This is a genomic window from Stenotrophomonas sp. Steno-Z10-HUANG, from assembly GCF_056393075.1.
Map to the genome: position 1 here is coordinate 223948 of NZ_JBWJPA010000004.1, position 26709 is coordinate 250656.

Consider the following 26709-nt stretch of genomic DNA (forward strand, 5'->3'; position numbering starts at 1 on the left):
GCAAGCCCCCCCGGTGGCCGGCGCCGGCCACCGGGAGGCGGCATGAATCCGCGCCCTGCGCGCGGGTGCGACAACATGTCGCATGCTGAATCGGGCTCCAGCTGCGCTGGATCATTGTCAATGCCTTTCTAAAGTGATGGGCGAAGCCTAGAATTGCCGCGCTGAATCCGGCAGTCCCGTATACGTTTTCCCCGGTGGTCCATCACCGGGTGGTCGTTTCGCGCAAGCGTGCAAGGGAGTGCCGGACCAGGCCCCCCCTCGCAATTGGATCGACCGATGATTCCGTTGAAATCACTTGGACGCAGCCTGCGTCCGGGCATGCTGCTTGTCCTGTCCGCGCTGTTGGCGGGCTGCGACGCGGCCATCCTCAACCCCAAAGGCCAGATCGGCCAGGACGAGAAGACCCTGCTGATCACCGCCACGGTGCTGATGCTGCTGGTCGTCGTCCCCGTGATCGTGATGACCCTGGCGTTCGCGTGGAAGTACCGCGCGTCCAATACCAAGGCCCGCTACGAGCCCAAGTGGTCGCATTCCACCGCCATCGAAGTGGTGGTGTGGTCGATCCCGTGCATGATCGTGCTGGTGCTGGCGGTGCTGACCTGGCGGTCCTCGCATGCGCTGGACCCGTACCGGCCGATCGAATCCGAGCGCGCCCCGGTGGTGGTCGAGGCGATCTCGATGGACTGGAAGTGGCTGTTTGTCTACCCGGAAGAGAAGGTGGCCGTGGTCAACGAGCTGACCTTCCCGGTCGATGCGCCGCTGAACCTGAAGATCACCTCCGACACGGTGATGAGCGCGTTCTTCATCCCCAGCCTGGGCAGCATGGTCTACTCGATGGCGGGCATGCAGACCAAGCTGCACCTGATCGCCAACGAGGCCGGTGCGTTCGAGGGCATGGCCTCGCATTACAGCGGCTCGGGCTTCAACAAGATGCATTTCACCGCGCATGCGGTGAGCGAGGAGCAGTACCGCGCCTGGCTGGACAAGGTCCGCGCCAGCGACAGGCTGCTGGACAAGGCCGCGTTCACCGACCTGGGCGCCGAGAAGAACCATGACTGGTATCCGGTGACCTATTACGGCCGCACCGAAGCCGGCCTGTTCGACTGGATCCTGGCCCGCCACATGGGCGACAACCACCACTTCGGCATGAAGAAGCACGACCCTGCGGCCGCGCCGCAGGACGCCGCTGCGCACGAGGGCCACGAGGGCCATGAGGGCCACGACGCGGGCGACAGCCGGCCGGACGCTGCCGATGCCGCTGGACACAACGCTGACGAGCACGCCGCCCACGCCGGGCACGGCGCCTCGGGAGAATGACAATGCTGGGCAAACTGACTATCGAAGCGGTCCCGTACCACGAGCCGATCATCATGGTCACGCTCGGTGCCGCCGGGCTGATCGGCCTGCTGGTGCTGGGCCTGATCACCCGCGCCAGGCTGTGGGGCTACCTGTGGAACGAGTGGTTCACCTCGGTGGACCACAAGAAGATCGGCGCGATGTACCTGATCGTCGCCTTCATCATGATGCTGCGCGGCTTCGCCGACGCGATCATGATGCGCCTGCAGCAGGCCGTCGCCGCCGGCGGCGCCGAGGGCTACCTGCCACCGCATCACTACGACCAGATCTTCACCGCCCACGGCGTGATCATGATCTTCTTCGTGGCGATGCCGCTGATCACCGGCCTGATGAACCTGGTCGTGCCGCTGCAGATCGGCGCGCGCGACGTCGCCTTCCCGTTCCTGAACTCGCTCAGCTTCTGGCTGTTCGTGGCCGGCGCGGGCCTGGTGATGATCTCGCTGGGCGTGGGTGAGTTCGCGCAGACCGGCTGGCTGGCGTTCCCGCCCCTGTCGGGCAAGGAATACAGTCCCGGCGTCGGCGTGGATTACTACATCTGGGGCCTGCAGGTCTCCGGCCTGGGTACCACGCTGAGCGGCATCAACTTCTTCATCACCATCCTCAAGATGCGCACCCCGGGCATGAAGCTGATGCACATGCCGGTGTTCAGCTGGACCGCGCTGGTGACCAACGTGCTGATCATCGCCGCGTTCCCGGTGCTGACCGTCACCCTGGTGCTGCTGACCCTGGACCGCTACCTGGGCATGCACTTCTTCACCAACGACGGTGGCGGCAACGCCATGCTCTACATCAACCTGATCTGGATCTGGGGCCACCCCGAGGTCTACATCCTGGTGCTGCCGGCGTTCGGCGTGTTCTCCGAAGTCATCGCCACCTTCTCGCGCAAGACCCTGTTCGGCTACAAGGGCATGGTCTACGCCACCGCCTGCATCGGCGTGCTGTCGTTCATCGTGTGGCTGCACCACTTCTTCACCATGGGTTCGGGCGCCAACGTCAATGCCTTCTTCGGCATCACGACGATGATCATCTCGATCCCGACCGGCGTGAAGATCTTCAACTGGCTGTTCACGATGTACCGCGGCCGCGTGCACTTCACCTCGCCGGTGCTGTGGACCATCGGCTTCATGGTCACCTTCGTCATCGGCGGCATGACCGGCGTGATGCTGGCGATCCCGGCCATCGACTTCGTGCTGCACAACTCGCTGTTCCTGATCGCCCACTTCCACAACGTGATCATCGGCGGCGTGGTGTTCGGCATGTTCGCCGGCATCACCTACTGGTTCCCGAAGATGTTCGGCTTCAAGCTGGACGAGACCTGGGGCAAGCGTGCGTTCTGGTGCTGGTTCATCGGCTTCTACGTGGCCTTCATGCCGCTGTACGTGCTGGGCTTCATGGGCGTCACCCGCCGCCTGCAGAGCTATCCGAACGCCGACTACCAGCCGTACTTCGTGGTCGCCGCGATCGGTGCGTTCATCATCGGCGCCGGCATCCTGTGCCAGGTCATCCAGATCATCGTGTCCATCCGCGACCGCAAGAAGAACGTGGACCTGACCGGCGACCCGTGGGATGCGCGCACGCTGGAGTGGGAAACCGCTTCGCCGGTGCAGTTCTACAACTTCGCCGTGCTGCCCAAGGGCGAGGAACTGGATGACTTCTGGGAGCGCAAGCAGCGTGGCGAAGCCTGGCCGAAGCCGGCCCGCTACAGCGACATCCACATGCCGCGCAACACCGGCACCGGCGTGGTGATCGGCGCGTTCAGCCTGGTGTTCGGCTTCGCGATGATCTGGCACATCTGGTGGCTGGCCATCGTCGGCCTGGTCGGCATGATCGGCACCTTCATCTACCGCACGTTCGACAACGACGTGGATTACTGGGTGCCGGCCGCCGAAGTGGAACGCATCGAAAACGAACATCGCCGCCACCTGGAAGCGCAGGGGCTGGTGAAGACCGAGGTGAAGGCATGAGCACGACCGCCCACACGCTGAACCATGGCCACGCCGCGCACGCGGCGGACCATGGCCACGACCACGAGCACCACCACGACACCGGCGAGAAGACCATCTTCGGTTTCTGGGTGTACCTGATGAGCGACCTGCTCATCTTCGCCTCGCTGTTCGTCACCTACGTGGTGCTGGCCGGCGGTACCAACGGCGGCCCGGGCGCCAAGGAGCTGTTCGACCTGAAGTTCGTGGCCGGCGAGACCGCGCTGCTGCTGATCTCTTCGCTGACCTTCGGCCTGGGCATGATCGCCATGCACCAGAAGAAGGTCGGCCTGATGTTCACCTGGCTGGTCATCACCTGGCTGCTGGGTGCCGGCTTCATGGCCATGGAGATCTGGGAGTTCAACCACCTGGTGCACCAGGGCTACGGCCCGGACCACAGCGCCTTCCTGTCGGCGTTCTTCGCCCTGGTCGGTACCCACGGCCTGCACGTCAGCGCCGGCCTGCTGTGGCTGCTGGTGATGTTCATCCAGCTCAAGCGCAACGGCCTGACCCAGACCAACAAGACCCGCATGGCGTGCCTGAGCCTGTTCTGGCACTTCCTGGACCTGGTCTGGATCGGCGTGTTCTCTGTCGTCTACCTGTCGGGAGCCCTCTGATGTCCGCACATGACAACCACGCCCACGGTGCCGGCGGCGAGAGCCACGGCAGCGTCAAGTCCTACCTGATCGGCTTCGTGCTGGCGGCCATCCTGACCATCATCCCGTTCTGGGTGGTGATGAGCGGCGGCCTGTCCTCGACCTTCGCCACGGCGATGGTGATCCTGGTCTCCGGCCTGCTGCAGCTGCTGGTCCACCTGGTGTTCTTCCTGCACCTGGACCGCTCCTCGGCCGCGCGCTGGAACGTCAACGCCGGCCTGTTCACCGTGGTGGTGATCGGCATCATCGTCGCCGGCACGCTGTGGGTCATGTGGAACATGAACTACCACATGATGCACTGACGCCTGACGACGCCGTGATCGAAAAGGCCGCCCTCGGGCGGCCTTTTCCTTTGCCGGGTGGCGGACGTCCGCGCCGCGCTGCGTGCGCGGCCCGCCTGCCCGCGCGCGCAGTGCGGCAGCCGTTCGCGGCCTGTGCGGTTCGCGGCGGCCGGGACCCCGACCCGGGCATGCGTGCAAGGCGGGCCGCGACGCCGGGCCCGCGCCATGGCGGTGGCCCGCGCCGCGGACGCCCCGCGCGCTCAACCGGCCTGGCGCAGGAACGTCTCCGGGTCCATCGGCCGGCCGAGGTGGTAACCCTGCAGCAGGTCGCAGCCCAGCTGGTCGAGGAAGTCGCGCTGGGCCTCGGTCTCCACGCCCTCGGCCACCACCTGCAGCTGCAGCGAGCGGCCCAGCGCTACGATCGAGGACACGATGGCCGCGTCCTCGGTGTTGTGCTCCAGGTCGCGCACGAAGGCGCGGTCGATCTTCAACTCCGTGGCCGGCATGCGCTTGAGGTACAGCAGGCTGGAATAGCCGGTGCCGAAATCGTCGATGGCGATCTTCACGCCCATCGCGGTCAGCGTGTTGAGCCGCTGCAGGCTGTCCTCCACGTCCCTCATCGCCGTGGTCTCGGTGACCTCCAGGGTCAGGTGGCCGGGGGCCAGCGCATGGCGCTGGAGCGTGTCGCGCACCGTCTCCACCAGCCCCGGCGAGGCGAACTGCAGCGGCGACAGGTTCACCGCCATCGACCAGCCGCCGTGGCCGGCATCGTGCCACGCGCGCAGCTGCGCGCAGGCGCGGTCCAGCACCCAGTCGCCGATCGGCAGGATCAGCCCGCTGCGCTCGGCGATCGGGATGAAGGTGTCCGGGCCGAGCAGGCCCAGTTCGGGATGCTGCCAGCGCAGCAGCGCCTCGGCGCCGATCACCGGGTGGCCGCTGGCCGGGAACTTGGGCTGGTAATGCAGCACCAGTTCGTCGCGGGCGAGCGCGCGGCGCAGGTCCTGCAGCAGGCGCAGGCGGCGGCTGGCGCTGGCCTGCATGGCGGGGGTGAAGAAGGTGTAGCCGTTCCGGCCCGACTGCTTGGTGTGGTACATCGCCGCGTCGGCGTGCGCCATCAGTTCGCGCTCGCTGGTGGCATCGTCCGGGTACAGGGCGATGCCGAGGCTGGCGCTGAGCTGCAGTTCGGCCGCCTCGATCACGAACGGCTCGGCCACGGCCGCGGTGATGCGTTCGGCCACCACCACCGCGTCGTCGGTGGTCTCCACGTCCAGCACCACGACGAACTCGTCGCCGCCCAGCCGCGCCAGGGTGTCCTGCGGCCGCAGCAGCCCGCGCACGCGCTCGGCCATGCGCACCAGCAGGCGGTCGCCGAACTGGTGGCCGTAGGCATCGTTGACCAGCTTGAACCCGTCCAGGTCGCAGAACACCACCGCCACCGCGGTGCCGCGCCGCTGCGCCTTCTCGATCGCCTGCTCGATGCGGTCCTGCAGCAGCATGCGGTTGGGCAGCCGGGTCAGCGGGTCGTGCAGCGCCGCCTCCACCAGTTCCTGGTTGGCGCGCGCCAGCGAGTCGGCCAGGCTGCCGGTACGCCGGTGCAGGCGCTTGTCGAACAGCGAGGCGATCAGGGTGATGCCGATGATGCCCAGGGTGGTGACCACCACCAGCACCGCCAGCCAGCGGGTCTCCAGCCCGCCGTCGACCACCGCGCCGCAGATGCTGCCGGGCGGGAAGTCGGCAGCGGCCATCCCGGTGTAGTGCATGCCGACGATCGCCAGCCCCATCACCAGCGAAGCGGCCAGCCGCAGCGGCCGCGTGTGGCGGCCTTCGCGGCGCAGGCGCAGGGCGATCCACAGCGCCGCGCCCGAGGCGCCGATGGCGACCAGGATCGACGCGCTGAACCACAGCGGGTCGTAGTCGATGCCCGGCTGCATGCGCATCGCCGCCATGCCCAGGTAATGCATGGCGGCGATGCCGCTGCCCATCAGCACGGCGCCGGCCAGCAGCCGCGGCCACGGCAGCTGCGGCCGCGACGCCAGCCACAGGGCATAGGCCGACGCGCCCACCGACGCGGCCATCGAATACAGGGTGATGGCCAGGTCGTAGCCGACCGGGATCGGCAGGTGGAAGGCCAGCATGGCGATGAAGTGCATCGACCAGATGCCCAGGCCCATGGCCAGGGCGCCGCCGGCCATCCAGCCACGCAGGCTGCGGCCGCTGGCCGTGGCCAGGCGCCCGGCCATGTCCAGGGCCGTGTACGAAGCCAGGATGGCGACCAGCAGCGAAATGACCACCAGGGTCGGGTTGTAGGTGCCAACCATGCGCGCAGCGTCCGCCGATTCGTGGCCAAAGAATGCACCAGACAACGGCATGCCGCCGTGCTTCTTTAGTCGTGCCGGTCGCATCGGCTGCGACGGCCGGCGGGTATCCTGTGCGCGCATCCACTCGAGGACCCCCGATGGCGAAGAACCGCACCGCCTATGTCTGCAGCGAATGCGGCGCCGAATACAGCAAGTGGCAGGGCCAGTGCACCGAATGCGGCGCCTGGAACGTGCTCGGCGAGGTCGTGCTGGAGAGCGCGGCCGCGGTGAAGGCGCCGGCCGCGCGTCGTGGCGGCTGGGCCGGCAAGGTCGAATCGCCGAAGATCACCGCGCTCAAGGACGTGCGCCAGAGCGAGCACGCGCGGGTGTCCACCGGCATCGGCGAGTTCGACCGGGTGCTGGGCGGCGGCCTGGTCGAGGGCGCGGTGGTGCTGGTCGGCGGCGACCCGGGCATCGGCAAGTCGACCCTGTTGCTGCAGGCGCTGGCGAAAATGGCCGGCACCCTGCCGGTGCTGTACGTGACCGGCGAGGAATCGCTGGCGCAGGTGGCCGGGCGCGCGGTGCGCCTGGACCTGCCGCTGGACGGCCTGGACGCATTGGCCGAGACCGGCATCGAACTGATCCTGCAGCATGCCGCCGCGGCGCGCCCGAAGCTGATCGTTGCCGACTCGGTGCAGACCCTGTGGACCGAGACGCTCACCGCCGCGCCCGGCTCGGTCAGCCAGGTGCGCGAGAGCGCCGCGCGGCTGGTGCGCTTCGCCAAGGAGACCGGCACCGCGGTGTTCCTGGTCGGCCATGTCACCAAGGAGGGCGGCATCGCCGGCCCGCGGGTGCTGGAGCACATGGTCGACGCGGTGCTGTATTTCGAGGGCGAAAGCGGCAGCCGCTTCCGCGTGCTGCGCGCGTTCAAGAACCGCTTCGGCGCGGTCAACGAACTGGGCGTGTTCGCCATGGGCGAGAAGGGCCTGAAGGAAGTGCCCAACCCCTCGGCGATCTTCCTGTCCGGCGGCAGCACCCGCCAGCCCGGCAGCTGCGTGATGGTCACCCGCGAGGGCACCCGGCCGCTGCTGGTGGAGGTCCAGGCGCTGGTCGATTCCTCGCCGTTGTCCAACCCGCGCCGGGTCGCGGTGGGGCTGGAGCAGAACCGGCTGGCGATGCTGCTGGCGGTGCTGCACCGCCATGGCGGGGTGATGGTCGGCGACCAGGACGTGTTCATCAACGTGGTCGGCGGCATCCGCGTGCAGGAGACCGCGGTCGACCTGCCGGTGCTGCTGGCGGTGCTGTCGTCGCTGCGCGACCAGCCGCTGGCGGACAAGACCATCGCCTTCGGCGAGGTCGGCCTGTCCGGCGAGATCCGGCCGGTGCCCAACGGCGAGGAGCGCCTGCGCGAGGCGGCCACGCATGGTTTCAAGCGCGCCATCGTGCCCCGTGCCAATGCGCCCAAGGCCGGGTCGGTGAAGGGCATGGAGGTGATCGCGGTCGAGCGCCTGGCCGAAGCGATCGAGGCGGCCTGAGTGGCGCGCGCTGGATCGGTGATGCGCCGCCGGGGCAGGGCATCGATGCGTATTTCCCGGGCCATGACCGGTGCCGGGGTGCTGGGCTTGCTGCTGGCGCCGGTGGCGCAGGCCGCACCCGCCTGCGCGGCCCCGCTGGCGGTGGCGCGGGCATTGTTCCAGGCCGGGACGTCCGCGCGCTTCCTCGACACGCCCGATGCCCTGCTGGCCCCGGGGTTCGCACGGCTGATCGCGGCCGAGCGCGATTGCCAGCAGCGCGAGCAGGGCATCTGCCGGCTCGACCATGACCCGTGGCTGGACGGGCAGGATGGCGAGGTGGATGCCGGACCCGGCTACCAGTGGGTGGCGCAGTCGCCGGCGGCCGGAACGGTGGAAGTGCGTTTCGCGGTATGGGGCGAGCCGCGCCTGGCGCGGTTGGCGATGCGCCGCCAGGCCGATGGCTGCTGGCGGGCCGAAGACCTGATCACCGATCGCGGGCAATCCCTGCGCGCGCTGCTGGTGCGGCCGTTTCCCTGAGTCGCCGGCGCGGCGCCGGGGCGTGGGTCAGCGCGCGTGCCCGAACACCAGTTCGATCACGAACTGGCTGCCGAAGAAGGCCAGCAACAGCAGCACCATCGCGCTCAGCGTCCAGTGCACCGCCTTCACCCCGCGCCAGCCATGCCGGCGGCGGCCGATCATCAGCGTGCCGAACACCAGCCACGACAGCACGCTGAGCACGGTCTTGTGCACCAGTTTCTGCGCCAGCAGGTCGTCCACGAACAGCACCCCGGTGACCAGGGTCAGGGTCAGCAGGCAGAAACCGACGGTGATGGTGCGGAACAGCAGCGTTTCCAGGTCGTTCAACGGCGGCAGGGCGCGCAGCCACGGCCGGAAATCACGCCGGCGCAGCGCCCGTTCCTGCAGCCACAGCATGATCGCCAGCAGCGCGGCGATGCTCAGCGTCGCGTAGGCCAGCAGCGCCAGCCAGGCGTGGGTGGCCAGGCGCCAGCCCAGCACCCGGCTCGGTTCATGGCCGTAGCCGTGGTAGGCCAGCAGCAACAGCGCGGCCATCGGGAACACCAGTACCCCCAGCGCCGCCATGCGCCCGCGCGCGCCCACCACGGTGGTGAGCGCGGCCATGCCCAGCGCCACCAGCGACAGCGCGGCGAAGAAATGCATGTCCGGCCCGCCACTGGTGCGCATCGCCACCAGCAGGTGGTAGCCGGCATGCAGCACCACCGCCGCGGACGCCGGCCACAGCCAGCTGCGCGAGCCGCTGGCGCGTTCGGCGGCCAGGCCATGGACGAGCAGGCCGGTGGACAGCAGGTAGAGCGCGGTCGCGATGAGAACGATTGTCATCGCCACAGTTTCGCACACGCGCCCGCCGCTGGCGATGCGCGCGGCGCCAGGGCGGCGGCAAGCGCCGGCGGCCGCTATAATTTGGCCTCTTTGCCAACGTTCCCGCAGGTTGCACCGCATGTTCGAGTCCCTGACCCAGCGCCTTTCCGGCACCATCGAGCGCCTGCGCGGCCGTGGCCGCCTGACCGAGGAGAACATCCGCGAGGCGACCCGCGAGGTGCGCATCGCGCTGCTGGAGGCCGATGTCGCGCTGCCGGTGGTGCAGGCGCTGATCGAGAAGATCAAGGTGCGCGCGGTCGGCCAGGAGGTGCTCAAGTCGCTGACCCCGGGCCAGGCGCTGATCAAGGTCGTGCGCGACGAACTCACCGCGGTGATGGGCTCGCAGGCCACCGACCTGAACCTCAACGTGCCGGCGCCGGCGATCATCCTGATGGCCGGCCTGCAGGGCGCGGGCAAGACCACCACGGTCGGCAAGCTCGCCAAGCACCTGAAGGAAAAGCGCAAGAAGAAGGTGATGGTGGTCTCGGCCGACGTCTACCGCCCGGCCGCGATCGAGCAGCTGAAGACGCTGGCCGAGCAGGTCGGCGTGCTGTTCTTCCCGTCGTCGGCCACGCAGAAGCCGGTGGACATCGTGCGCGCGGCCATCGACGACGCCCGCAAGTCGTTCGTCGACGTGCTGCTGGTCGACACCGCCGGCCGCCTGGCCATCGACGAAGCGATGATGGCCGAGATCAAGGCCCTGCACGCGGCGGTCAACCCGGCCGAAACCCTGTTCGTGGTCGATTCGATGACCGGCCAGGACGCGGCCAACACCGCCAAGGCGTTCGGCGAGGCGCTGCCGCTGACCGGCGTGGTGCTGACCAAGACCGACGGCGACGCCCGCGGTGGCGCCGCGCTGAGCGTGCGCTACATCACCGGCAAGCCGATCAAGTTCACCGGCACCGGCGAAAAGGTCGACGGCCTGGACGTGTTCCACCCCGAGCGCGTGGCCAGCCGCATCCTGGACATGGGCGACGTGCTGTCGCTGGTGGAGCAGGTCGAGCAGCAGGTCGACAAGGACAAGGCGCAGAAGCTGGCCGAGAAGGTCGCCAAGGGCAAGAAGTTCGACCTCAACGACATGCGCGACCAGCTCGAACAGATGCAGAACATGGGCGGAATCGGCGGGCTGATGGACAAGCTGCCGGGGCTGGGGCAGATCCCCGAGCACCTCAAGCAGCAGGTGCAGCAGAGCAAGGAAGTGCCGCGCATGATCGCCATCATCAACTCGATGACCAAGAAGGAGCGGCGCAACCCGGGCCTGCTCAACGGCTCGCGCCGCGCCCGCATCGCCCGCGGCTCCGGCACCCAGCCGGCCGACGTCAACAAGCTGATGAAGCAGTACATGCAGATGGAAAAGATGATGGGCAAGCTGTCCGGCGGCGGCATGAAGGGCATGCTGCGCAACATGAAGGGCATGCTCGCGATGGGCGGCAAGGGCGGGCTGCCGTTCCGCTGAGCCGCGCAGGCGCCGGTGGCGGCGCTTGTGCCGGTGCGGCCGAACCCGGCACCCGCCATCGCGTCGCCGCCGGGCGGGCCACCGTTGGCGGCGCCGCACGGCCCGGCGATGATGGTGGCTCCCGATTGGAGTGCGGCATGAACCCGGACATCCGTCAACGCACCGAGCGTTTCTGCCGGCGTTTCGGCCTCGAACTGCCGGTGCTGCTGGCGCCGATGGCCGGTAGCTGTCCGGTGGCCCTGTCCGCCGCCGTGGCCAATGCCGGCGGCATGGGCGCGATGGGCGCGGTGCTGTCCACGCCGGAACAGATCGGGCAGTGGATGGACGACTTCCGCCGGCAGTCGCGCGGCCCGGCCCAGGTCAACGTCTGGGTGCCGGACCCGGCGCCGGTGCGCGATGCCGCCGCCGAGGCCGCGACCCGCGCCTTCCTCGAGCGCTGGGGGCCGGCGGTGCCAGCCAGCGCCGGCGATGCCGGCCCGGCCGATTTCGACGCGCAGTTCGACGCCCTGGTCGCGGCGCGGCCGGCGGTGGCCTCGACCATCATGGGCTTGTTCTCCGCCGCGCAGGCCGCACGGCTGAAGGCCGCCGGCATTGCCTGGTTGGCCTGTGCCACCACGCTGGACGAGGCGTTGCAGGCGCAGGCCGCCGGCGCCGACGCGGTGGTCGCGCAGGGGATGGAGGCCGGTGGCCACCGCGGTGCGTTCGTGGACGCGCGCGCCGAGGCGCAGATGAGTGGCCTGTTCGCGCTGCTGCCGCGCCTGGCCGACCGGCTTGAGGTACCAGTGATCGCGGCGGGCGGCATCGGCGACGGTCGCGGCGTGGCCGCGGCGCTGCTGCTGGGCGCCAGCGCGGTGCAGGTGGGCACGGCGTTCCTGGCCGCCGACGAATCCACGATCGCCGAGACCTGGAAACAGGCGCTGCCCGTGGCGGAACCGGAACATACCCGCACCACCCGCGCTTTCAGCGGCCGCCTGGGCCGCGCGCTGGACACCGCCTACGTGCGGGCCGCCGAGGCCGCCGATGCGCCACCGCCGCGGCCGTACCCGGTGCAGCGCGGGCTGACCGCCGGCATGCGCCGGCAGGCCCAGGCCGACGACCGCCTGGACGCGATGCAGGCCTGGGCCGGGCAGTCGGCGTGGATGGCGCGGCGCGGCCCCGCCGCCGGCCTGGTGCAGGGGATGTGGCAGCAGGCGCAGGCGCTGCTGTGACGGCCGTGTCCTGCAATGGCCAACCGGTCGATGCCGGGCTGCTCGACGCGGCCCTGGTCAACTATGGGCATTTCACTTCGCTGCAGGTGCGCGGCGGCGCGGTCCAGGGCTGGGCGCTGCACCTGCGGCGCCTGCAGCAGGGCACGCGCGAACTGTTCGACGCCGAACTGGACGAAGCGCGCCTGCTGGGCTGGCTGCGCCAGGCGCTGCAACGCAGCGGCATGACGGACGCCTCGCTGCGCATCACCGTGTTCTCGCGCGCGTTCGACTTCCGCCAGCCGTCGCGGGCGGTGCCGGTGGACGTGCTGGCAAGCGTCGCGGCGCCGGCCACGGTGCCCGCCGACGCCCGCGCGGTGCTGCCGGTGCGCTACCAGCGCGACTCGCCGCAGCTCAAGCACGTCGGCACCTTCCCGTTGTTCCGGCAGCGGCGCCTGGCCATGCGCCAGGGCTTCGACGATGCGCTGTTCGTCGACGCGGCCGGGCGGGTCAGCGAGGGCAGTACCTGGAACATCGCCTTCCTGGCTGGCGAAGAGGTGGTGTGGCCGCAGGCGGAAGCGCTGCGCGGCACCGCCGAACAACTGCTGGTGGCCGGACTGCAACGGCTGGGGCGGGCGCAGGCGTGGCGCGAGGTGCCGCTGGAGGCCCTGCCGGGCTTCTCCGGGGCCGTGGCCTGCAACGCCACCGGGCTGTGGCCGCTGGCGCGCGTCGGCGACTGCCGGTTCGCGGAGTCGGCGGCATTGCTGGAGCGGCTGCGGCAGGCGCTGGCGCAGGAACCCTGGCGGCCGCTCTGAACCGGCCCGTTCAGGCAGGGCAGGGGGCGGGCTTGGAATGGGCCGGGGGCGCGGCTATAATCGCCGGCTTACCGCGCCATCCTGGCGACTGGGCTACAAAGGAAAAACCACCATGGTCAAGATTCGACTGACCCGCGGCGGCGCCAAGAAGCGTCCGTTCTACCACATCATCGTCACCGACGTCCGTAGCGCCCGCGACGGCCGCAACATCGAGCGCGTCGGCTACTACAACCCGGTCGCCCAGGGCGCCGAGCAGCGCGTGGTGCTGGACATCGCCGCGGTCGACAAGTGGGTCGCCAACGGCGCCCAGCTGACCGACAAGGTTCGCAACCTGTACAAGGAAGCGACCAAGGCCCAGGCCGCAGCGGCCTGATCCTGGCGGACCGCGCGCAAGCGCGGCCCGACTGCTTTATGAAGAAAGATTCCGAGCGCCGGATCCTGCTGGGCAGGGTGACCGGCGCTTTTGGTGTGCGCGGCGAGCTCAAGCTCGAGTCCTGGACCGAGCCGCGGCTGGCCATCTTCAACTATCAGCCCTGGATCCTGCGCAGCCCCTCGGGGCAGGAGTCGCAGATCTCCGGCGTGCGCGGCCGCGAGGCCGGCAAGACGCTGGTGGCGACCTTCCCCGGGGTGGACGACCGCAACGTGGTCGAGGCCATGCGCGGCACCGAGATCCATATCCCGCGCAGCGCGCTGCCGCCGCCGAAGCCGGACGAGTACTACTGGGTCGACCTGGAAGGCCTGGACGTGCGGACCGTGGACGGCGTCAGCCTGGGCCGCGCCTCGCACCTGTTCAATACCGGCGCCAACGACGTGCTGGTGGTGCGTGGCGACCGCGAGCGCATGGTGCCGTTCGTGATGGACGACTTCGTCAAGTCGGTCGACTTCGATGCCAACCTGATCGTGGTCGACTGGGACCCGGAGTTCTGAGCCCGGTGCGCATCGACGTCATCACCCTGTTCCCGGAGTTCATCGCGCAGTCGGCCGCGCTGGGCGTGGTCGGCCGCGCCCGGGAGCGCGGCCTGCTCGACCTGCACGGCTGGAACCCGCGCGACCATGCCGAGGGCAACTATCGCCGCGTGGACGACCGCCCGTTCGGCGGCGGCCCGGGGATGGTGATGCTGATCGAACCGCTGCGCGCGGCGCTGGCCGCCGCCCGTGCCGCCGACCCGGCCCCGGCGCCGCTGATCTACCTGAGCCCGCAGGGCCGGCCGCTGACCCAGGCCCGGGTGCGTGAACTGGCGGCGTTGCCGCGGATGATCCTGCTGTGCGGCCGCTACGAGGGCGTGGACGAGCGTTTCCTGGCCGCCGAGGTGGACGAGGAAATCTCCCTGGGCGACTACGTGCTGTCCGGTGGCGAGCTGGGCGCGGCGGTGATCATCGACGCGGTGACCCGGCTGCAGGAGGGGGCGCTGAACGACGCCGAATCCGCGGTCCAGGACAGTTTCGAGGGCGACGGCCTGCTGGACTGCCCGCACTACAGCCAGCCGGCCAGCCACGCGCTGGGCGACGTGCCGGAGGTGCTGCGCTCGGGCAACCATGCCGCGATCGCGCGCTGGCGCCGGCAGCAGTCGCTGCTGCGCACCGCCCTGCGCCGTCCCGACCTGCTGGACGAGGCCCGCCTGGGCAAGGCCGACCGCAGGCTGCTGGACGAGGCGCGGCAGGCCCTCGCCGGCGAAGGGGATGCCCCCACTGGCGCCGGCGGCGGCGCATAGGCTAGAATTGCGGATTCCCATGGCCCCCGGGCCCTGCGGACCGCCAGAACAACAATCGTGCAGCGCAATCCGGCGACTGCATCAGCCCAAGTTGTCGAAACGACACGTCCACCCGAATACATCGGTGCAATCATGAGCAAGCTGAACAAATCCATCGTCGCGGACTTCGAATCCGCCCAGATCACCCGCGAACTGCCGAAGTTCAGCCAGGGCGACACCGTTGTCGTCAACGTCAAGGTCAAGGAAGGCAACCGCGAGCGCGTGCAGGCCTACGAAGGCGTCGTGATCGGCACCAAGAACGCCGGCCTGAACTCCTCGTTCACCGTGCGCAAGATCTCGCACGGCTACGGCGTCGAGCGCGTGTTCCAGACCCACAGCGCGCTGATCGACTCGGTCGAAGTCAAGCGCCGCGGCAAGGTCCGTGCCGGCAAGCTGTACTACCTGCGTGGCCTGGAAGGCAAGGCCGCCCGCATCAAGGAAGACCTGGCCGCCGCTGCGCAGGCCAAGGCTGCCCGCCAGGCCGCCAAGTCCGCCGAGTAATTCCCGCCGCGCGGGCCTCGTGCCCGCCGTCGCGCAACGGCCGCCTACGGGCGGCCGTTTGCGTTTGTGCCTTCCACGCGGGGAAGTGCGGCATCCAACGACGGCGCGCCTGCGCTGCCGCGCCTCGGGCGTGGAGGCGCCGGTTGCTTCCGGTTGCGGGTGCAGGTGCCCGGAACGGGCGGATGAGGGCACGGCGAAGCCGCACGGCATGTCTGCCGCCCGTGTTTCGCGCAACGCGCGGGGTGGTGCGGTTGCCGCCGCGCGGGCTTGCGGCACGACGGGTTCCCCACGTGCGCCGCCCGGGTTCCGGCCACGTCTGCGGCGCGCAGCCGCGCGTTGCCGCTCCGGGCGAGGGCCGGGTTGCGGGGGCCGTCCGGTTCCGGCCTATGCCGCCGCTTCGGCGACCACGACCTCGATGCCGCGGCGCTGCAGCCCCTCGCGCGTGGCCTCGTCGATGCCGGCGTCGGTGATCACCGCGTGGATCTGGTCCAGGTAGGCGATGCGGTGCAGGCTGACGCGGCCGAACTTGGAGGCGTCGGTCAGCACCACGATGCGCCGCGCGCGCTCGACCATGCGGTGGTTCAGGCGTGCCTCGGCCTCGTCGTGGGTGGTCAGCCCGAACTGCAGGTCCAGCCCGTCCACGCCGAGGAACAGGGTGTCGAAACTGTAGGGGTTGAGGCTGGCCTCGGCCTGGCTGCCCTGCAGCGACAGCGACTGCTTGCGCAGCTGGCCGCCGGTGAGCAGCACGTTGACGCCCGCGGCGTTGGCCAGCTCCCAGGCGATGTTCAGGCCGTTGGTCATCACCGTCACGTCGCGGTGCCCGCGCAGGTGGCGGGCCAGGGTCATGGTGGTCGAGCCGGAGTCGATGATGATGTTGTCGCCGGGCTGCACCAGCTGCGCGGCGCGCGCGCCGATGGACTCCTTGAGTGGCAGGTTCAGCGCATCCTTTTCGTGGATGTTCTGTTCCTCGGGCGGGGTGCGCACCAGGGTGGCGCCGCCATGGGTGCGGGTGGCCAGGCCCTGCTCCTCGAAATGGCCCAGGTCGGTACGGATGGTCACTGCCGACACTGCGTAGCGCGCGACCAGTTCGGCGACCTGCACCGAGCCCTGCTCGATCAGTTGCTGCAGGATCTGCTGGCGGCGGGAGCGGGTGTTGCGCATGGCCATTGCGTGCTTTCTCCGGGAAAGGGCGAGCTTAGCCGTTCGCAAGGTTTGCCGGGGCGGAACTTGCGTTGTGCCTGCGCGGGCCGGCGCTGTTGGCGGCGCAGGCGCGCGCGTACGCGTCCAGGCACAGGCCGATGCGGTGCCGCACCAGCGCGTCGGGCGTGTTCGCCAGGCTGCCCTCGCGCACCGCGCGGAACTGCTCCGGCAGGTATTGGCTGAGCAGTGGCAGCGGCGGCGCGTGCCGCTCCAGGTTGGCGAACAGCGTGCGTACCGCCTCGCGCAGCGCCGGCTCGCCCCAGTAGTAGCGGCAGCGGTCGCTGAAGGCGAACGCGCGCAGCCGCCGCAGCGTGTCCGCGTCGCCGTGGTAGTGCGCCTGCCAGTGCCGGGGCTGCGCGGTCATTACCTCTTCCAGCACCTGCGGCAGCCGCGAGCATTGCGCCGCCGGCAGCAGCTCGGCTTCGATCGCCGCCAGCGCGAACAGCGCCTCGCGGTAGGCGAAGGTCGCGGCCGGGCCGACCTTGAGGATGGCGAAATGGTCGCGCACCAGCGCGTGCAGGCCGCTCTCGCGCTGGTAGTCGGTGGAGTGCGCCTCGAACACGATGCGCGGCTGCCGCTCCAGGAACGCGGCCAGCGCGTCCGCGGCGGCCGGGTCGTAGTCGTGCACGCTGCTGTGGTCGAAGTCCACGCCCGGCTGCACCACCATCGCGATCACCCGCTGCCAGGCGTCGCGCAGGTGCGGGGTGTCGAACGCCTGGCGGTGGATTTCCAGCGTCTGCGCGGCCGCGGCCGGCGTGGTCACCTGCAGGCCCCCGGCCAGCGAGGCTTCGCCACCGGGAACCGGCACCTCTGTGCCGATCACGTAGACCGGCGGCGGCAGGCCGTGTTCGGCGGCGGTGCGCTCGGCGATGGCGGCCAGCTCGGCCGAGCGCGCGGCGACGATGGCGTCCGGCAGCGGCACCGGATCGTCGGCGCAGGACATGCTGCAATCGAGGTGGATCTTGTGGAAGCCGGCGGCGACGTAGGCTTCGATCAGCACGCGCGCATGGGTCATCGCTTCGGCGGCCGGGCGCTTCTGCCAGGCATTCGGGCCGAGGTGGTCACCGCCCAGGATCAACCGCTCGCGCGGGAAGCCTTCCCCATCGGCCAGCGCGCACACGTAATCGCGGTACTGCGCCGGGGTCATGCCGGTGTAGCCGCCGAACTGGTCGACCTGGTTGGAGGTGGCTTCGACCAGCAGCACGGTGGCGTGGCGCGCGGCCACGTCCAGCGCCGCGCGCAGCACCTGTTCATGGCTGCAGCAGACGCTGTACAGGCCGACGTTGTGGCCGGCGCGATGCGCGGCGAGCAGGGATTGCAGCGGGGACATGGACCAACTCCCGGGGTCAGGAAAAAGTGGGCTGGCAGGCGAGCAGGGCGGCGCCACGCGCGCCACCGGCATCGCCGAAGCGGGGCGGCACGATCGGCGGCACCTGCACGCCGGCGAAAAGGTGCGCGGCGATCGCCGCCGGCAGCTGCTGGTACAGCGGCGCGTACTGCGACAGGCCGCCGCCGAGCACGATCACATGCGGGTCCAGCGCCAGTACCAGCGCCGCCAGGCTGTGGCCGAGCAGGTCGCAGTGGATGTCCAGCGCCTGCCGCGCGCGCGCGTCGCCGGCCTCGGCCAGGGCGATGACGTCGCTGGCGTTGCCGGCGCCGCCGCCGAGGTGGCGCTCGATCATCGCCACGCCGCTGCCGGAGACATAGCGCTCCACGCAGCCGCGCAGGCCGCAGCCGCAGTCGAGCAGCGGCAGGCCGTGGCGCTGCAGCAGGTTGGCGGGCACGCTCCAGTGGCCCCATTCGCCGGCCAGGCCGTTGAAGCCGCCGATCAGCCGGCCCTGCACGCAGTAGCCGCCGCCGGCACCGGTGCCGAGGATCGCGCCGAACATGCTGGGGTAGCCATCGGCGGCCCCGCCATGCGCTTCGGACAGTGCGAAGCACTGCAGGTCATTGCCGAAATGCAGCGGGCGCTGCAGCAGCGCCTGCAGGTCGCGGGCGACGTACTGGCCGGTGAGGGCCGGTACGTTGGCACTGAGCTGGCGGCCGCTGGCGCGCTCGCGCACCCCGGGCAGGGCGATGCCGATGGCCCGTGCGCCCCGGCCCAGTGCCGCATCGGCATCGGCGACCAGTTGCTGGACGGCCAGTAGGAAGCCGGCATAGTCGCCCTGCGGGGTGGCGATGCGCTTGCGCCAGGCCACCTGCAGCGCCGCATCGCAGGCCACCAGTTCGATCTTGGTGCCGCCGATATCGATGCCGTAGCAGGCGTTGGCGATGGACTCAGCCATGGTGGATGGTGACGCCCTTGACCACGCGGTTGACGGTGCCGTCGGGGAACGGGTTGTCCGGCGTCAGCCCCAGCGCGGCCGAGCGGCGCAGCGCGTAGAGCTGGGCGAACGGCAGCCACGCCGGCGCCAGCCAGGCATCGGCCAGCGCCGGCACCTGCAGGGTGAAGTCGTCGCCGGCGCCGATGTCCGAATGCGGGCCGAGCGACAGCACCCTGCCGGCCACGCCGTCGCCGCGCAGTTCTTCCAGCAGGTCCTGCTCGTAGCGGCGCGCCAACGGTTGCACGCTGCGCAGCATCACCACCAGGGTGCGCGGGTCGAGGGTGGATTTGGGGCCATGGCGGAAGCCCAGCGGGGTGTTGGCCATCGCCAGCACGCGGCCGGCGGTGAGCTCCAGCACCTTCAGCGCGGCTTCGCGCGCCAGTGCCTCCAGCGGGCCGCTGGCCAGGTAGATCACCCGCTCGAACGGCTGCGTGGCGAGCGCGGCCACCGGCGCGTCCCATGCGCGCAGGCCCTGCCGCGCCAGCGCGGCGACCTGGCCGATGCGCGCGCCGCGTTCGTTCCATGGGGCGCGCTCGAACACCGCCAGCGCCGCCAGCAGCATGCAGCTCAGGCTGCTGGTCATGGCGAAGGCGCGGTCGCAGCTGGCCGCCGGCATCAGCAGGGTGCAGGTGTCGGCGCGGCCGGCGCCACGCCGCGCCAGTTCGCCGTCCGCATTGCAGGTGATATCCAGGAAACAGGCATCGTCCACGTCGGCACGCACGCGCTCGACCGCGGCCACGCTTTCCGGGCTCGAGCCGCTGCGGCCGAAGGACACCAGCAGGGTCGGGCGTTCGCGCTGCAGATACAGCGCCGGATGGGTCAGCAGGCTGGTGGTATGCACCGCGCGCACGTCCGCCGGCCACTGCGCGTTGATATGGTCGGCGACCATCTCGGCGATGAAGCCAGAGCTGCCGGCGCCGGTGAACAGCACGCGCTGCGCCGGGTCGGACAGGCGCTGGCCGAGGAACGCCTGCAGGCGTTCGCGGTCGCGCCCCAGGTCTGCGGCCAGGGCGTCCCACAACGCCGGCTGCTGGGCGATTTCGGCGGCGGTATCGGCTCCGCCCAGGCGCTGCCAGGCAGATAGATCGGTAAGCAGGGTGGCGTCCATTCTTGGTTCCTGTTGGGCCAGCGCACGATCTGCTTTTTCTTTCGAAATGTCAAACATCGAAAGAAAAAGGAAAGATAACTTTCGGCGCACGAGCCTGTGCGGGTCATGACGCCGAACGAAAGTTCTGTGCGCCCTATCTTTCGTTGCCACGATACGGCAGGTGAATGCCGATAAAGAAAGTGGTGCTTTGCACAAACTTTCGATTTATCAAAAAATCCTTATCTTTTGCTTTCATTTTGTTGACATCTTTCGAATTGCTGCCCTAGAGTCGGCGCAACGCCATCGGATGCCCGATCGGGCCTGGGGAGCAAGGGTGCACAACCGCGTACGACGTCTGCCACTGCCGGTGGCGCTGCTTTCCGTCCTGCTGCTGCCGGCGCTGCCGGCGCAGGCCGAGCCGGTGGGCAACCTGCGTGCGGTCAGCGCCGGCGATGGCCGCGACGGCGTGCGTGGCTGGGACCTGCTCACCGACACCGGCACGCGCGTGCGCATCGAACTGCCGGCCGCCGACATCATCCGCGTGCAGGCCGGGCGCAAGGGCAGGCTGAGTGGTGCCGGTGACAAGGCCGCGCCCATCGTGCTGCCGCAGCCCACGGCCGGCGTGCAGGCGCAACTGGAACAGGACGCGCAGGAAATCCGCGTGCGCACCGATGCCCTGGTGCTGCACGTGCAGCGGCAGCCGCTGCGGCTGCGCCTGGAGCGGCTGGACGCTGGCCGGCCCACCGCCCTGTGGCAGGAACTGCAGCCGCTGGACCTGGATGCCGCGCAGAGCGTGCAGGTGCTGTCCTCGCAGGCCGACGAGGCGTTCTTCGGCGGCGGCCAGCAGAACGGCCGCTTCCAGTTCAAGGGCCGCGAGCTGGAGATTTCCTATTCCGGCGGCTGGGAGGAGGGCGACCGCCCCAGCCCGGCGCCGATGCTGCTCAGCTCGCGCGGCTGGGGCATGCTGCGCAACACCTGGAGCGATGGCAGCTACGACCTGCGCCAGCCCGACCAGGCCACGCTGCTGCACCGCGAGGACCGCTTCGACGCCTACTACTTCGTCGGCGCCGACCTGCCGCGGCTGATCGAGCGCTACACGCAGCTGACCGGCCGCCCGAACATGGTCGCGCGCTGGGCGCTGTCCTACGGCGATGCCGACTGCTACAACGACGGCGACAACATCAAGAAGCCCGGCAGCGTGCCCGAAGGCTGGAGCGATGGCCCCACCGGGACCACGCCGGACGTGGTCGACAGCGTCGCCAGGCAGTACCGCGAGCACGACATGCCCGGCGGCTGGATCCTGCCCAACGACGGTTACGGCTGCGGCTACAAACAACTGCCCGAGACCGTGCAGGGGCTGGCGAAGTACGGCTTCAGGACCGGCCTGTGGACCGAGAACGGGGTGGACAAGATCGCCTGGGAAGTGGGCAAGGCCGGCAGCCGCGTGCAGAAGCTGGACGTGGCCTGGACCGGCCAGGGCTACCAGTTCGCGATGGACGCCAACCGCCAGGCGTTCAACGGCATCCTCGACAATTCCGACTCGCGCCCGTTCCTGTGGACGGTGATGGGCTGGGCAGGGATCCAGCGCTACGCCGTGGCCTGGACCGGCGACCAGAGCAGCAGCTGGGACTACATCCGCTGGCACGTGCCGACCCTGGTCGGCTCGGGCCTGTCCGGCATGGCCTACGCCAGCGGCGACGTCGACGCGATCTTCGGCGGCAGCGCCGAGACCTTCACCCGCGACCTGCAGTGGAAGGCGTTCACCCCGGTGCTGATGGGCATGTCGGGCTGGTCGTCCAACGCGCGCAAGCACCCGTGGTGGTTCGACGAACCCTATCGCTCGATCAACCGCGACTACCTCAAGCTGAAGATGCGCCTGACCCCGTACATGTACGGGCTGGTGCACGAGGCCGCGCAGACCGGCGCGCCGCCGGTGCGCGGGCTGATGTGGGACTACCCTCGCGATCCGCACGCGCGCGACGAAACCTACAAGTACCAGTTCCTGCTCGGCCGCGACCTGCTGGTGGCGCCGGTGTACCGCAGCCAGGCCGCCAGCCGCGGCTGGCGCCGCGACATCCACCTGCCGGCCGGCGGCTGGATCGACTACTGGGACGGCCGCCGCGTGCAGGCCGGCGCCGACGGCCGCCAGCTCGACCGCCAGGTGGACCTGGCGACGCTGCCGGTGTTCGTGCGCGCCGGCGCGATCCTGCCGATGTACCCGGCCATGCTGTTCGACGGCGAGAAGCCGCTGGATGAGGTGACGTTCGACCTGTATCCGCAGGGCGATTCGCAGTACACGCTGTACGAGGACGACGGCAACACGCGCCGCTACCAGCAGGGCGAATCGAGCACCCAGCAGATCCGCGTGCAGGCGCCGGCGCAGGGCAGTGGCCCGGTGCAGGTGCGCATCGAGGCGGTGCAGGGCGAATACCGCGGCCAGCTGGCGCAGCGCCGCTACGGCCTGCGCGTGCTCAACCGGCAGGCACCGGCCGCGGTGCGGCTGGACGGCCGCGCGCTGCCCGCGCTCGCCGATGCCACCGCTTTCGATGCGGCCGGCGAAGGCTGGTACTTCGACCCCGGCGAGCGCCGCGGCACCCTGCACGTGCGCACCGCGGCGGTGGACATCCGCCAGCCGCTGCAGCTGCAGCTGGACTTCCCGGTGGCCGCCGCGGCAGCCGACGACGCGTTCCCGGCCGCCCCGGAACAGGGTCGGGCGCTGCCGCCGGACAGCCTGCTGGTGGTCAACCGCCCGGCCGAGGAAAACGGCTACCCGCTGGAGAACGCCTTCGACGACGATCCGGCCACCTGGTTCCGCACCGTGCGCAACCAGGCCATCCGCACCGGCGCCCACGAATGGGTGATCGGCTTCGGCGAGCGCAGGATGATCGACGGCATCGAACTGGCACCGCGCAACGACCAGCACTGGAAGCACGGCCAGGTACGCGACTACGAGGTCTACCTGGCCGACAGCAACGGCGAATGGGGCGAGCCGGTCGCACGCGGCCGCCTGCCGCTGAAAGAAGGCCTGCAGCGCATCGATTTCCCGGCCCATGCCGGCCGCCTGCTGCGCTTCCGCGTGCTGGGCGTGCAGAACCCGGACGGCGACGGTGCCGCGGCCAGCGACCCGATGGTCAGCGCCGCGCAGGGCGCCATGGCACGCGCCGTCGATGCGCTGCGGCCGCGCGACGTCGGTCCGATCGCACTGTCCACTTTCCGCATCCTCGAGCAACGCCGACCGGAGCGGCCGGCACGGCAGCAATACCTCTCCCGGCTGCCGCTGCCCGCCGCGCTGGCCGGCCAGGTGCGGGCCGACCGCGCGTTCCGCGGCGATGCCGGCATGCGCATGAACGGCCTGCAGTTCCGCAGCGGGCTGGGCGTGGGGGCCGACAGCCGCATCGACCTGGCACTCACCGGCCACTGGCAGCTGCTGCGCGCCGACCTCGGCATCGACGATGCCTGCCGCGCCGCCGGCGGCCTGCAGTTCCAGGTCTGGGGCGATGGCCGCCTGCTCTACGACAGTGGCCTGGTGAAGGCGCCCGGCGTGGTCAAGCCGGAGCTGGACATCCGCGGCCTGTCCGCGCTGAGCCTGCGCACGCTGGGTGCGCAGGGCAGCCAACCCGCCCAGGTCTGTGGCAACTGGGCCAATGCCGTGCTGATCGGCGAGGAGGGCGACTCCGCCGAACTCGTCGCCCCATGACCCCCGCGTAACACCGCTGCTCCCCCAACACACCGCCCACGGCCGTCGCGGCCGTGGAACGGGATCGCCATGCCCGCCATCCGCTGTTCCGTGCGTCACCGCCAGGAGAGAACCCCGATGTTGCCAGCCCGCCGCAATCCCACCCGTTGCCTGTCCACGCCGCTGTCGCTGGCCGTGGCCAGCGCCCTGATCGCCATCGCCGCGCCGGCCCTCGCGCAGGATGCCGGCAAGGACAAGGACAAGGAAAAGACCACCGAACTGGCCCGCGTCGAGGTCACCGGTTCCAACATCCGCCGCACCGACGTGGAAACCGCCTCGCCGGTACAGGTGATCAGCAAGCAGGACATCCAGAACATGGGCGCCCGCACCCTGCTGCAGGTGCTGGACAACCTGCCGGCCGCGCGCCCGGCCCAGGTCGATTCCAAGTCGCTGTTCACCGGTTCCGACGGCGCCTCGCAGGCCAACCTGCGCGGCCTCGGCCCGCAGGGCACGCTGGTGCTGCTCAATGGCCGCCGGCTGTCGTACTACGGCGCGCCGTCGGGCTTCCAGACCCAGTTCGTCAACATCGACGCCATTCCCGCGGCCGCGATCGAACGCATGGAAGTGCTGACCGACGGTGCCTCCGCGGTGTACGGCACCGATGCGGTGGCCGGCGTCATCAACGTCATCACCAAGCGCAGCTACCAGGGCCTGGAGGTCAGCGGCACCTGGGACACCGCGCCGCGCTTCGACTCCTACGGCGAGAAGCAGGCCAGCATCACCGGCGGCTTCGGCGACCTGTCCCGCGACCGCTACAACGTCTACGCCAGCGTCAACCTGTACGAGCGCGACGGCATCCCCGACAGCGAGTGGTACGACAAGAACCCGGCCCAGTTCTACGTCAACAATCCGGACTACATCAAGAACCTGCGCCTGGGCACGGGCAGTGCGCCGGGGGTGTTCAACCCGGGGTACTACTTCGCCTTCGACCCGGTCACCAAGGCGCGCGTGGACGAGGCCGCGCCGGGCTGCAAGAACGTGCTGCAGGTGAGCAGCGGCACCCGCTGCATCTGGCAGACCTGGATGAACCGCCAGATCAACGGCGGCGCCGACTCCCGCCGGGTCACCGCCTACGTCAACGGCCACTTCGTGGTGAACGATGCCACCGAGGCGTTCGCCGAGGTCACCTATACCGACATCGACCTGCGCGCCAATGGCGGCACCCCGCGCGCCTACGGCACCACCACCGGCAACCCGCAGAGCTGGTTCTCGCGCAATACCGGCAACACGGTCAACCAGTTCCTGTATCCGTTCCTCGGCCCGAACAACGAGTACAACCACGCCAGCCCCGAGCTGAAGGCGCTGATGGGCGGCGTGGTCGGCCTGGGCTACCTGCTGCAGGACGTGGGCGGCAACCACTTCGGCCAGCGCAATACCGACAAGAGCTACCGCGCGGTGGCCGGCCTGCGCGGCAGCATCGGCGACTGGAACTGGGAAACCGCCTTCGCCACCGCCGGCTCGCATTCGGTCACCTACCAGACCACCAACGTCAACCTGCGCGGCTTCGAGAAGGCCTTCGGCCCGTACACCGTCGACCCGGGCACCGGCCGGGTGATCATTTCCGACCACCCGGCGTACAAGTTCGGCGAGCTGAGCGAAGCCAATGCCGCGCTGATCCGCGAGGCATTCCCGACCTTCGACATCCAGTCGTGGACGCGCCTGCATACCCTGGACGGCAAGATCGAAGGCCCGCTGTTCAACCTGCCGGCCGGCGAAGTGCGCGCCGCGTTCGGCTTCAACGCCACCCGCGAGACCTTCTATACCCCCGGCAACCCGGACGCCGCCAACGGCCTGATCACCCAGCAGGGCGGCTCGTGGTTCGACGGCAAGCGCAACACCTACGCGCTGTTCTCCGAAGCGGTGGCGCCGATCACCGACAAGCTGGAGCTGGACGCCGCGCTGCGCGTGGACAAGTACCCCGGCTTCAGCGCCAACCTGGCGCCGAAGATCGGCCTGAAGTACCAGGCGCTGCCGCAGCTGATGCTGCGCGGTACCTATTCCGAAGGCTTCCGCGCGCCCAGCCTGGCCGAGTCCGGCAGCGGCGGCGTGTACGCGCAGATCGGCGGCTACCGCGACGAGACCCGCTGCGCCGAGACCAATGCCATCGCCGGCCTGCTGCGCCAGTCCGCGCGCGGCGTCGACAAGGACCTGGGCAACAGCCTGTGGAACAGCGACTGCAGCCGCAACGTGGCGCGCATGACCCAGCCCAACCCCGAGCTGAAGCCGGAGAAGGCCAAGATCGCCACCGTCGGCTTCGTGCTCGAGCCGACCGACTGGCTGTCGCTGTCGGCCGACTACTGGTTCGTGTACCGCCGCAACGAGATCGTCGCGCCGGACTACAGCAAGCCGGAAGAAATCAGCGCGATGACCCGCTTCCCGATCACCGAGACCGACCTGGCCAACCTGGCCGCGCTGGCCCGCATGTGCGCCGACCCGGCCAGCGGCGTGGCCTGTCCGGCGACCCTGCCGGGCTACAGCACCGGCAACGTGGCCAGCGTGATCGGCCAGTACAAGAACCGCGGCCGCACCCTGGTCGACGGCCTGGACGTGGACGCCCGCGGCCGCTTCGACCTGGGCGAGTGGGGCCGGCTGAACGTCGGCGTGGCCGCGACCATCGCCAACCGCAACATGTACAACGCCGATGATGCCGACGGCTGGTACTACGGCAACTTCGTCGGTTACTACAACAACCCGCGGCTGCGCGCCACGTTCAACACCAACTGGACCTACGGCAACTGGGACACCGGCTTCTACATCAACTATGTCGGCGGCACCAAGTGGGCGTATGACCGCATCGACGCGGAAGACAACAACGCCGAAACCTGCACCGGCAGCTACGTCGACGTGTCGCCCAGCCAGTGCGAGGGCGCGCCGTCGTGGTGGACGGCCAACCTGAGCGTGAACTGGCGGCCGGTCGAGAAGCTGAGCGTGGGGGTGACGGTGAAGAACCTGTTCAACCGCCTGCCGTTCTACGACCCGAACGACTGGATGAACTTCCCGGGCTACACCAACAACTTCGGCCGCATCTACAGCGTGACCGCCACCTACCGGTTCTGATGCCGCACCGTTGCGTGCTCCCCCGCGTGCATGGCATGAAGAGGAGCACGCCTGCTTCGCCCGCCCGGGGCGTGCCATGGCGGCCGCCACGGGCGTGATTCCAAGCCAAAGAGG

The 26709-nt window shown here is 69.8% G+C and carries 21 protein-coding genes; 15 read left to right on the top strand and 6 right to left on the bottom strand.

Annotated elements, in window-relative coordinates; all coding sequences use genetic code 11:
• Window positions 1-276 precede the first annotated feature (276 nt).
• The 4 genes from cyoA to cyoD are packed head-to-tail and all read left to right on the top strand — an operon-like array spanning window position 277 to window position 4296.
• Window positions 277-1317, top strand: coding sequence for a ubiquinol oxidase subunit II (gene cyoA / locus AC06E6_RS07885; RefSeq protein ID WP_478060825.1), 1041 nt, complete (start codon window positions 277-279; stop codon window positions 1315-1317).
• Window positions 1318-1319: 2 nt separating this feature from the next.
• Window positions 1320-3320 carry a cytochrome o ubiquinol oxidase subunit I gene (gene cyoB, locus AC06E6_RS07890; protein WP_104938368.1) on the top strand — a complete coding sequence of 667 codons (2001 nt, stop codon included), beginning with the start codon at window positions 1320-1322 and terminating at the stop codon, window positions 3318-3320.
• On the top strand, window positions 3317-3955 hold the full coding sequence (gene cyoC / locus AC06E6_RS07895) for a cytochrome o ubiquinol oxidase subunit III (protein WP_054664219.1): 639 nt from the start codon (window positions 3317-3319) through the stop codon (window positions 3953-3955). Before cyoB ends, cyoC begins: the two co-directional genes overlap by 4 nt.
• Entirely contained in the window at window positions 3955-4296 is a 342-nt protein-coding gene (cyoD, locus tag AC06E6_RS07900; protein WP_054664221.1) for a cytochrome o ubiquinol oxidase subunit IV, read from the top strand. The genes cyoC and cyoD overlap by 1 nt, the downstream gene beginning before the upstream one ends.
• A gap of 239 nt (window positions 4297-4535) precedes the next feature.
• Here cyoD and AC06E6_RS07905 read toward each other — a convergent pair whose 3' ends face one another.
• Window positions 4536-6593 (bottom strand): putative bifunctional diguanylate cyclase/phosphodiesterase, encoded by a 2058-nt coding sequence (locus AC06E6_RS07905; protein ID WP_313229469.1) that lies wholly within the window; start codon window positions 6591-6593, stop codon window positions 4536-4538.
• A 137-nt stretch (window positions 6594-6730) separates the two neighbouring features.
• On the opposite strand from AC06E6_RS07905, the gene radA reads away from it, so the two are divergent.
• Window positions 6731-8107 (top strand): DNA repair protein RadA, encoded by a 1377-nt coding sequence (gene radA, locus AC06E6_RS07910; RefSeq protein ID WP_104938370.1) that lies wholly within the window; start codon window positions 6731-6733, stop codon window positions 8105-8107.
• Window positions 8108-8152: 45 nt separating this feature from the next.
• Window positions 8153-8623 (top strand): hypothetical protein, encoded by a 471-nt coding sequence (locus AC06E6_RS07915; protein ID WP_240211592.1) that lies wholly within the window; start codon window positions 8153-8155, stop codon window positions 8621-8623.
• Between the two features lie 27 nt (window positions 8624-8650).
• Here the strand turns inward: AC06E6_RS07915 and AC06E6_RS07920 are convergent, their stop codons facing one another.
• Window positions 8651-9445, bottom strand: a complete 795-nt coding sequence (locus AC06E6_RS07920; RefSeq protein ID WP_240211591.1) for a cytochrome C assembly family protein — start codon at window positions 9443-9445, stop codon at window positions 8651-8653.
• Window positions 9446-9563: 118 nt separating this feature from the next.
• Here AC06E6_RS07920 and ffh point away from each other — a divergent pair, with 118 nt between their 5' ends.
• From ffh to rplS, 7 genes are all read left to right on the top strand, one after another.
• Entirely contained in the window at window positions 9564-10940 is a 1377-nt protein-coding gene (gene ffh / locus AC06E6_RS07925; RefSeq protein ID WP_478060830.1) for a signal recognition particle protein, read from the top strand.
• A 137-nt stretch (window positions 10941-11077) separates the two neighbouring features.
• Window positions 11078-12148: an NAD(P)H-dependent flavin oxidoreductase gene (locus tag AC06E6_RS07930; protein WP_240211589.1), complete on the top strand. Its 1071-nt coding sequence runs from the start codon at window positions 11078-11080 to the stop codon at window positions 12146-12148.
• Window positions 12149-12153: 5 nt separating this feature from the next.
• A complete protein-coding gene (locus AC06E6_RS07935) occupies window positions 12154-12939 on the top strand; it encodes an aminotransferase class IV family protein (RefSeq protein WP_240211588.1) in 786 nt (261 codons plus the stop codon).
• Window positions 12940-13051: 112 nt separating this feature from the next.
• Complete coding sequence (rpsP, locus tag AC06E6_RS07940; RefSeq protein WP_054664242.1) at window positions 13052-13312, top strand: 30S ribosomal protein S16; 261 nt, start codon at window positions 13052-13054, stop codon at window positions 13310-13312.
• A 38-nt stretch (window positions 13313-13350) separates the two neighbouring features.
• On the top strand, window positions 13351-13866 hold the full coding sequence (gene rimM, locus AC06E6_RS07945) for a ribosome maturation factor RimM (RefSeq protein ID WP_104938375.1): 516 nt from the start codon (window positions 13351-13353) through the stop codon (window positions 13864-13866).
• 5 nt (window positions 13867-13871) lie between these two features.
• Window positions 13872-14651, top strand: coding sequence for a tRNA (guanosine(37)-N1)-methyltransferase TrmD (gene trmD / locus AC06E6_RS07950; RefSeq protein WP_104938376.1), 780 nt, complete (start codon window positions 13872-13874; stop codon window positions 14649-14651).
• A 132-nt stretch (window positions 14652-14783) separates the two neighbouring features.
• Window positions 14784-15191, top strand: a complete 408-nt coding sequence (gene rplS / locus AC06E6_RS07955; RefSeq protein WP_054664251.1) for a 50S ribosomal protein L19 — start codon at window positions 14784-14786, stop codon at window positions 15189-15191.
• A 384-nt stretch (window positions 15192-15575) separates the two neighbouring features.
• On the opposite strand, the gene AC06E6_RS07960 is transcribed toward rplS, so the two are convergent.
• Genes AC06E6_RS07960 through AC06E6_RS07975 form a run of 4 tightly spaced genes read right to left on the bottom strand, consistent with a single transcriptional unit; the run spans window position 15576 to window position 19823 of the window.
• Entirely contained in the window at window positions 15576-16352 is a 777-nt protein-coding gene (locus AC06E6_RS07960; protein WP_478060834.1) for a DeoR family transcriptional regulator, read from the bottom strand.
• 34 nt (window positions 16353-16386) lie between these two features.
• The gene (locus tag AC06E6_RS07965; protein ID WP_240211587.1) at window positions 16387-17721 is read right to left on the bottom strand and encodes a D-tagatose-bisphosphate aldolase, class II, non-catalytic subunit; all 1335 of its coding nucleotides are present in this window, start codon (window positions 17719-17721) and stop codon (window positions 16387-16389) included.
• Between the two features lie 16 nt (window positions 17722-17737).
• On the bottom strand, window positions 17738-18676 hold the full coding sequence (locus tag AC06E6_RS07970; protein ID WP_240211586.1) for an ROK family protein: 939 nt from the start codon (window positions 18674-18676) through the stop codon (window positions 17738-17740).
• On the bottom strand, window positions 18669-19823 hold the full coding sequence (locus tag AC06E6_RS07975; protein ID WP_104938379.1) for an SIS domain-containing protein: 1155 nt from the start codon (window positions 19821-19823) through the stop codon (window positions 18669-18671). Before AC06E6_RS07975 ends, AC06E6_RS07970 begins: the two co-directional genes overlap by 8 nt.
• A 313-nt stretch (window positions 19824-20136) precedes the next feature.
• Between AC06E6_RS07975 and AC06E6_RS07980 the strand changes: the two genes are divergently transcribed.
• Both AC06E6_RS07980 and AC06E6_RS07985 read left to right on the top strand, forming a co-directional pair.
• Window positions 20137-23499 (top strand): TIM-barrel domain-containing protein, encoded by a 3363-nt coding sequence (locus AC06E6_RS07980; RefSeq protein WP_478060837.1) that lies wholly within the window; start codon window positions 20137-20139, stop codon window positions 23497-23499.
• A 117-nt stretch (window positions 23500-23616) separates the two neighbouring features.
• Window positions 23617-26595, top strand: coding sequence for a TonB-dependent receptor plug domain-containing protein (locus AC06E6_RS07985; protein ID WP_313229496.1), 2979 nt, complete (start codon window positions 23617-23619; stop codon window positions 26593-26595).
• Window positions 26596-26709: the final 114 nt, after the last annotated feature.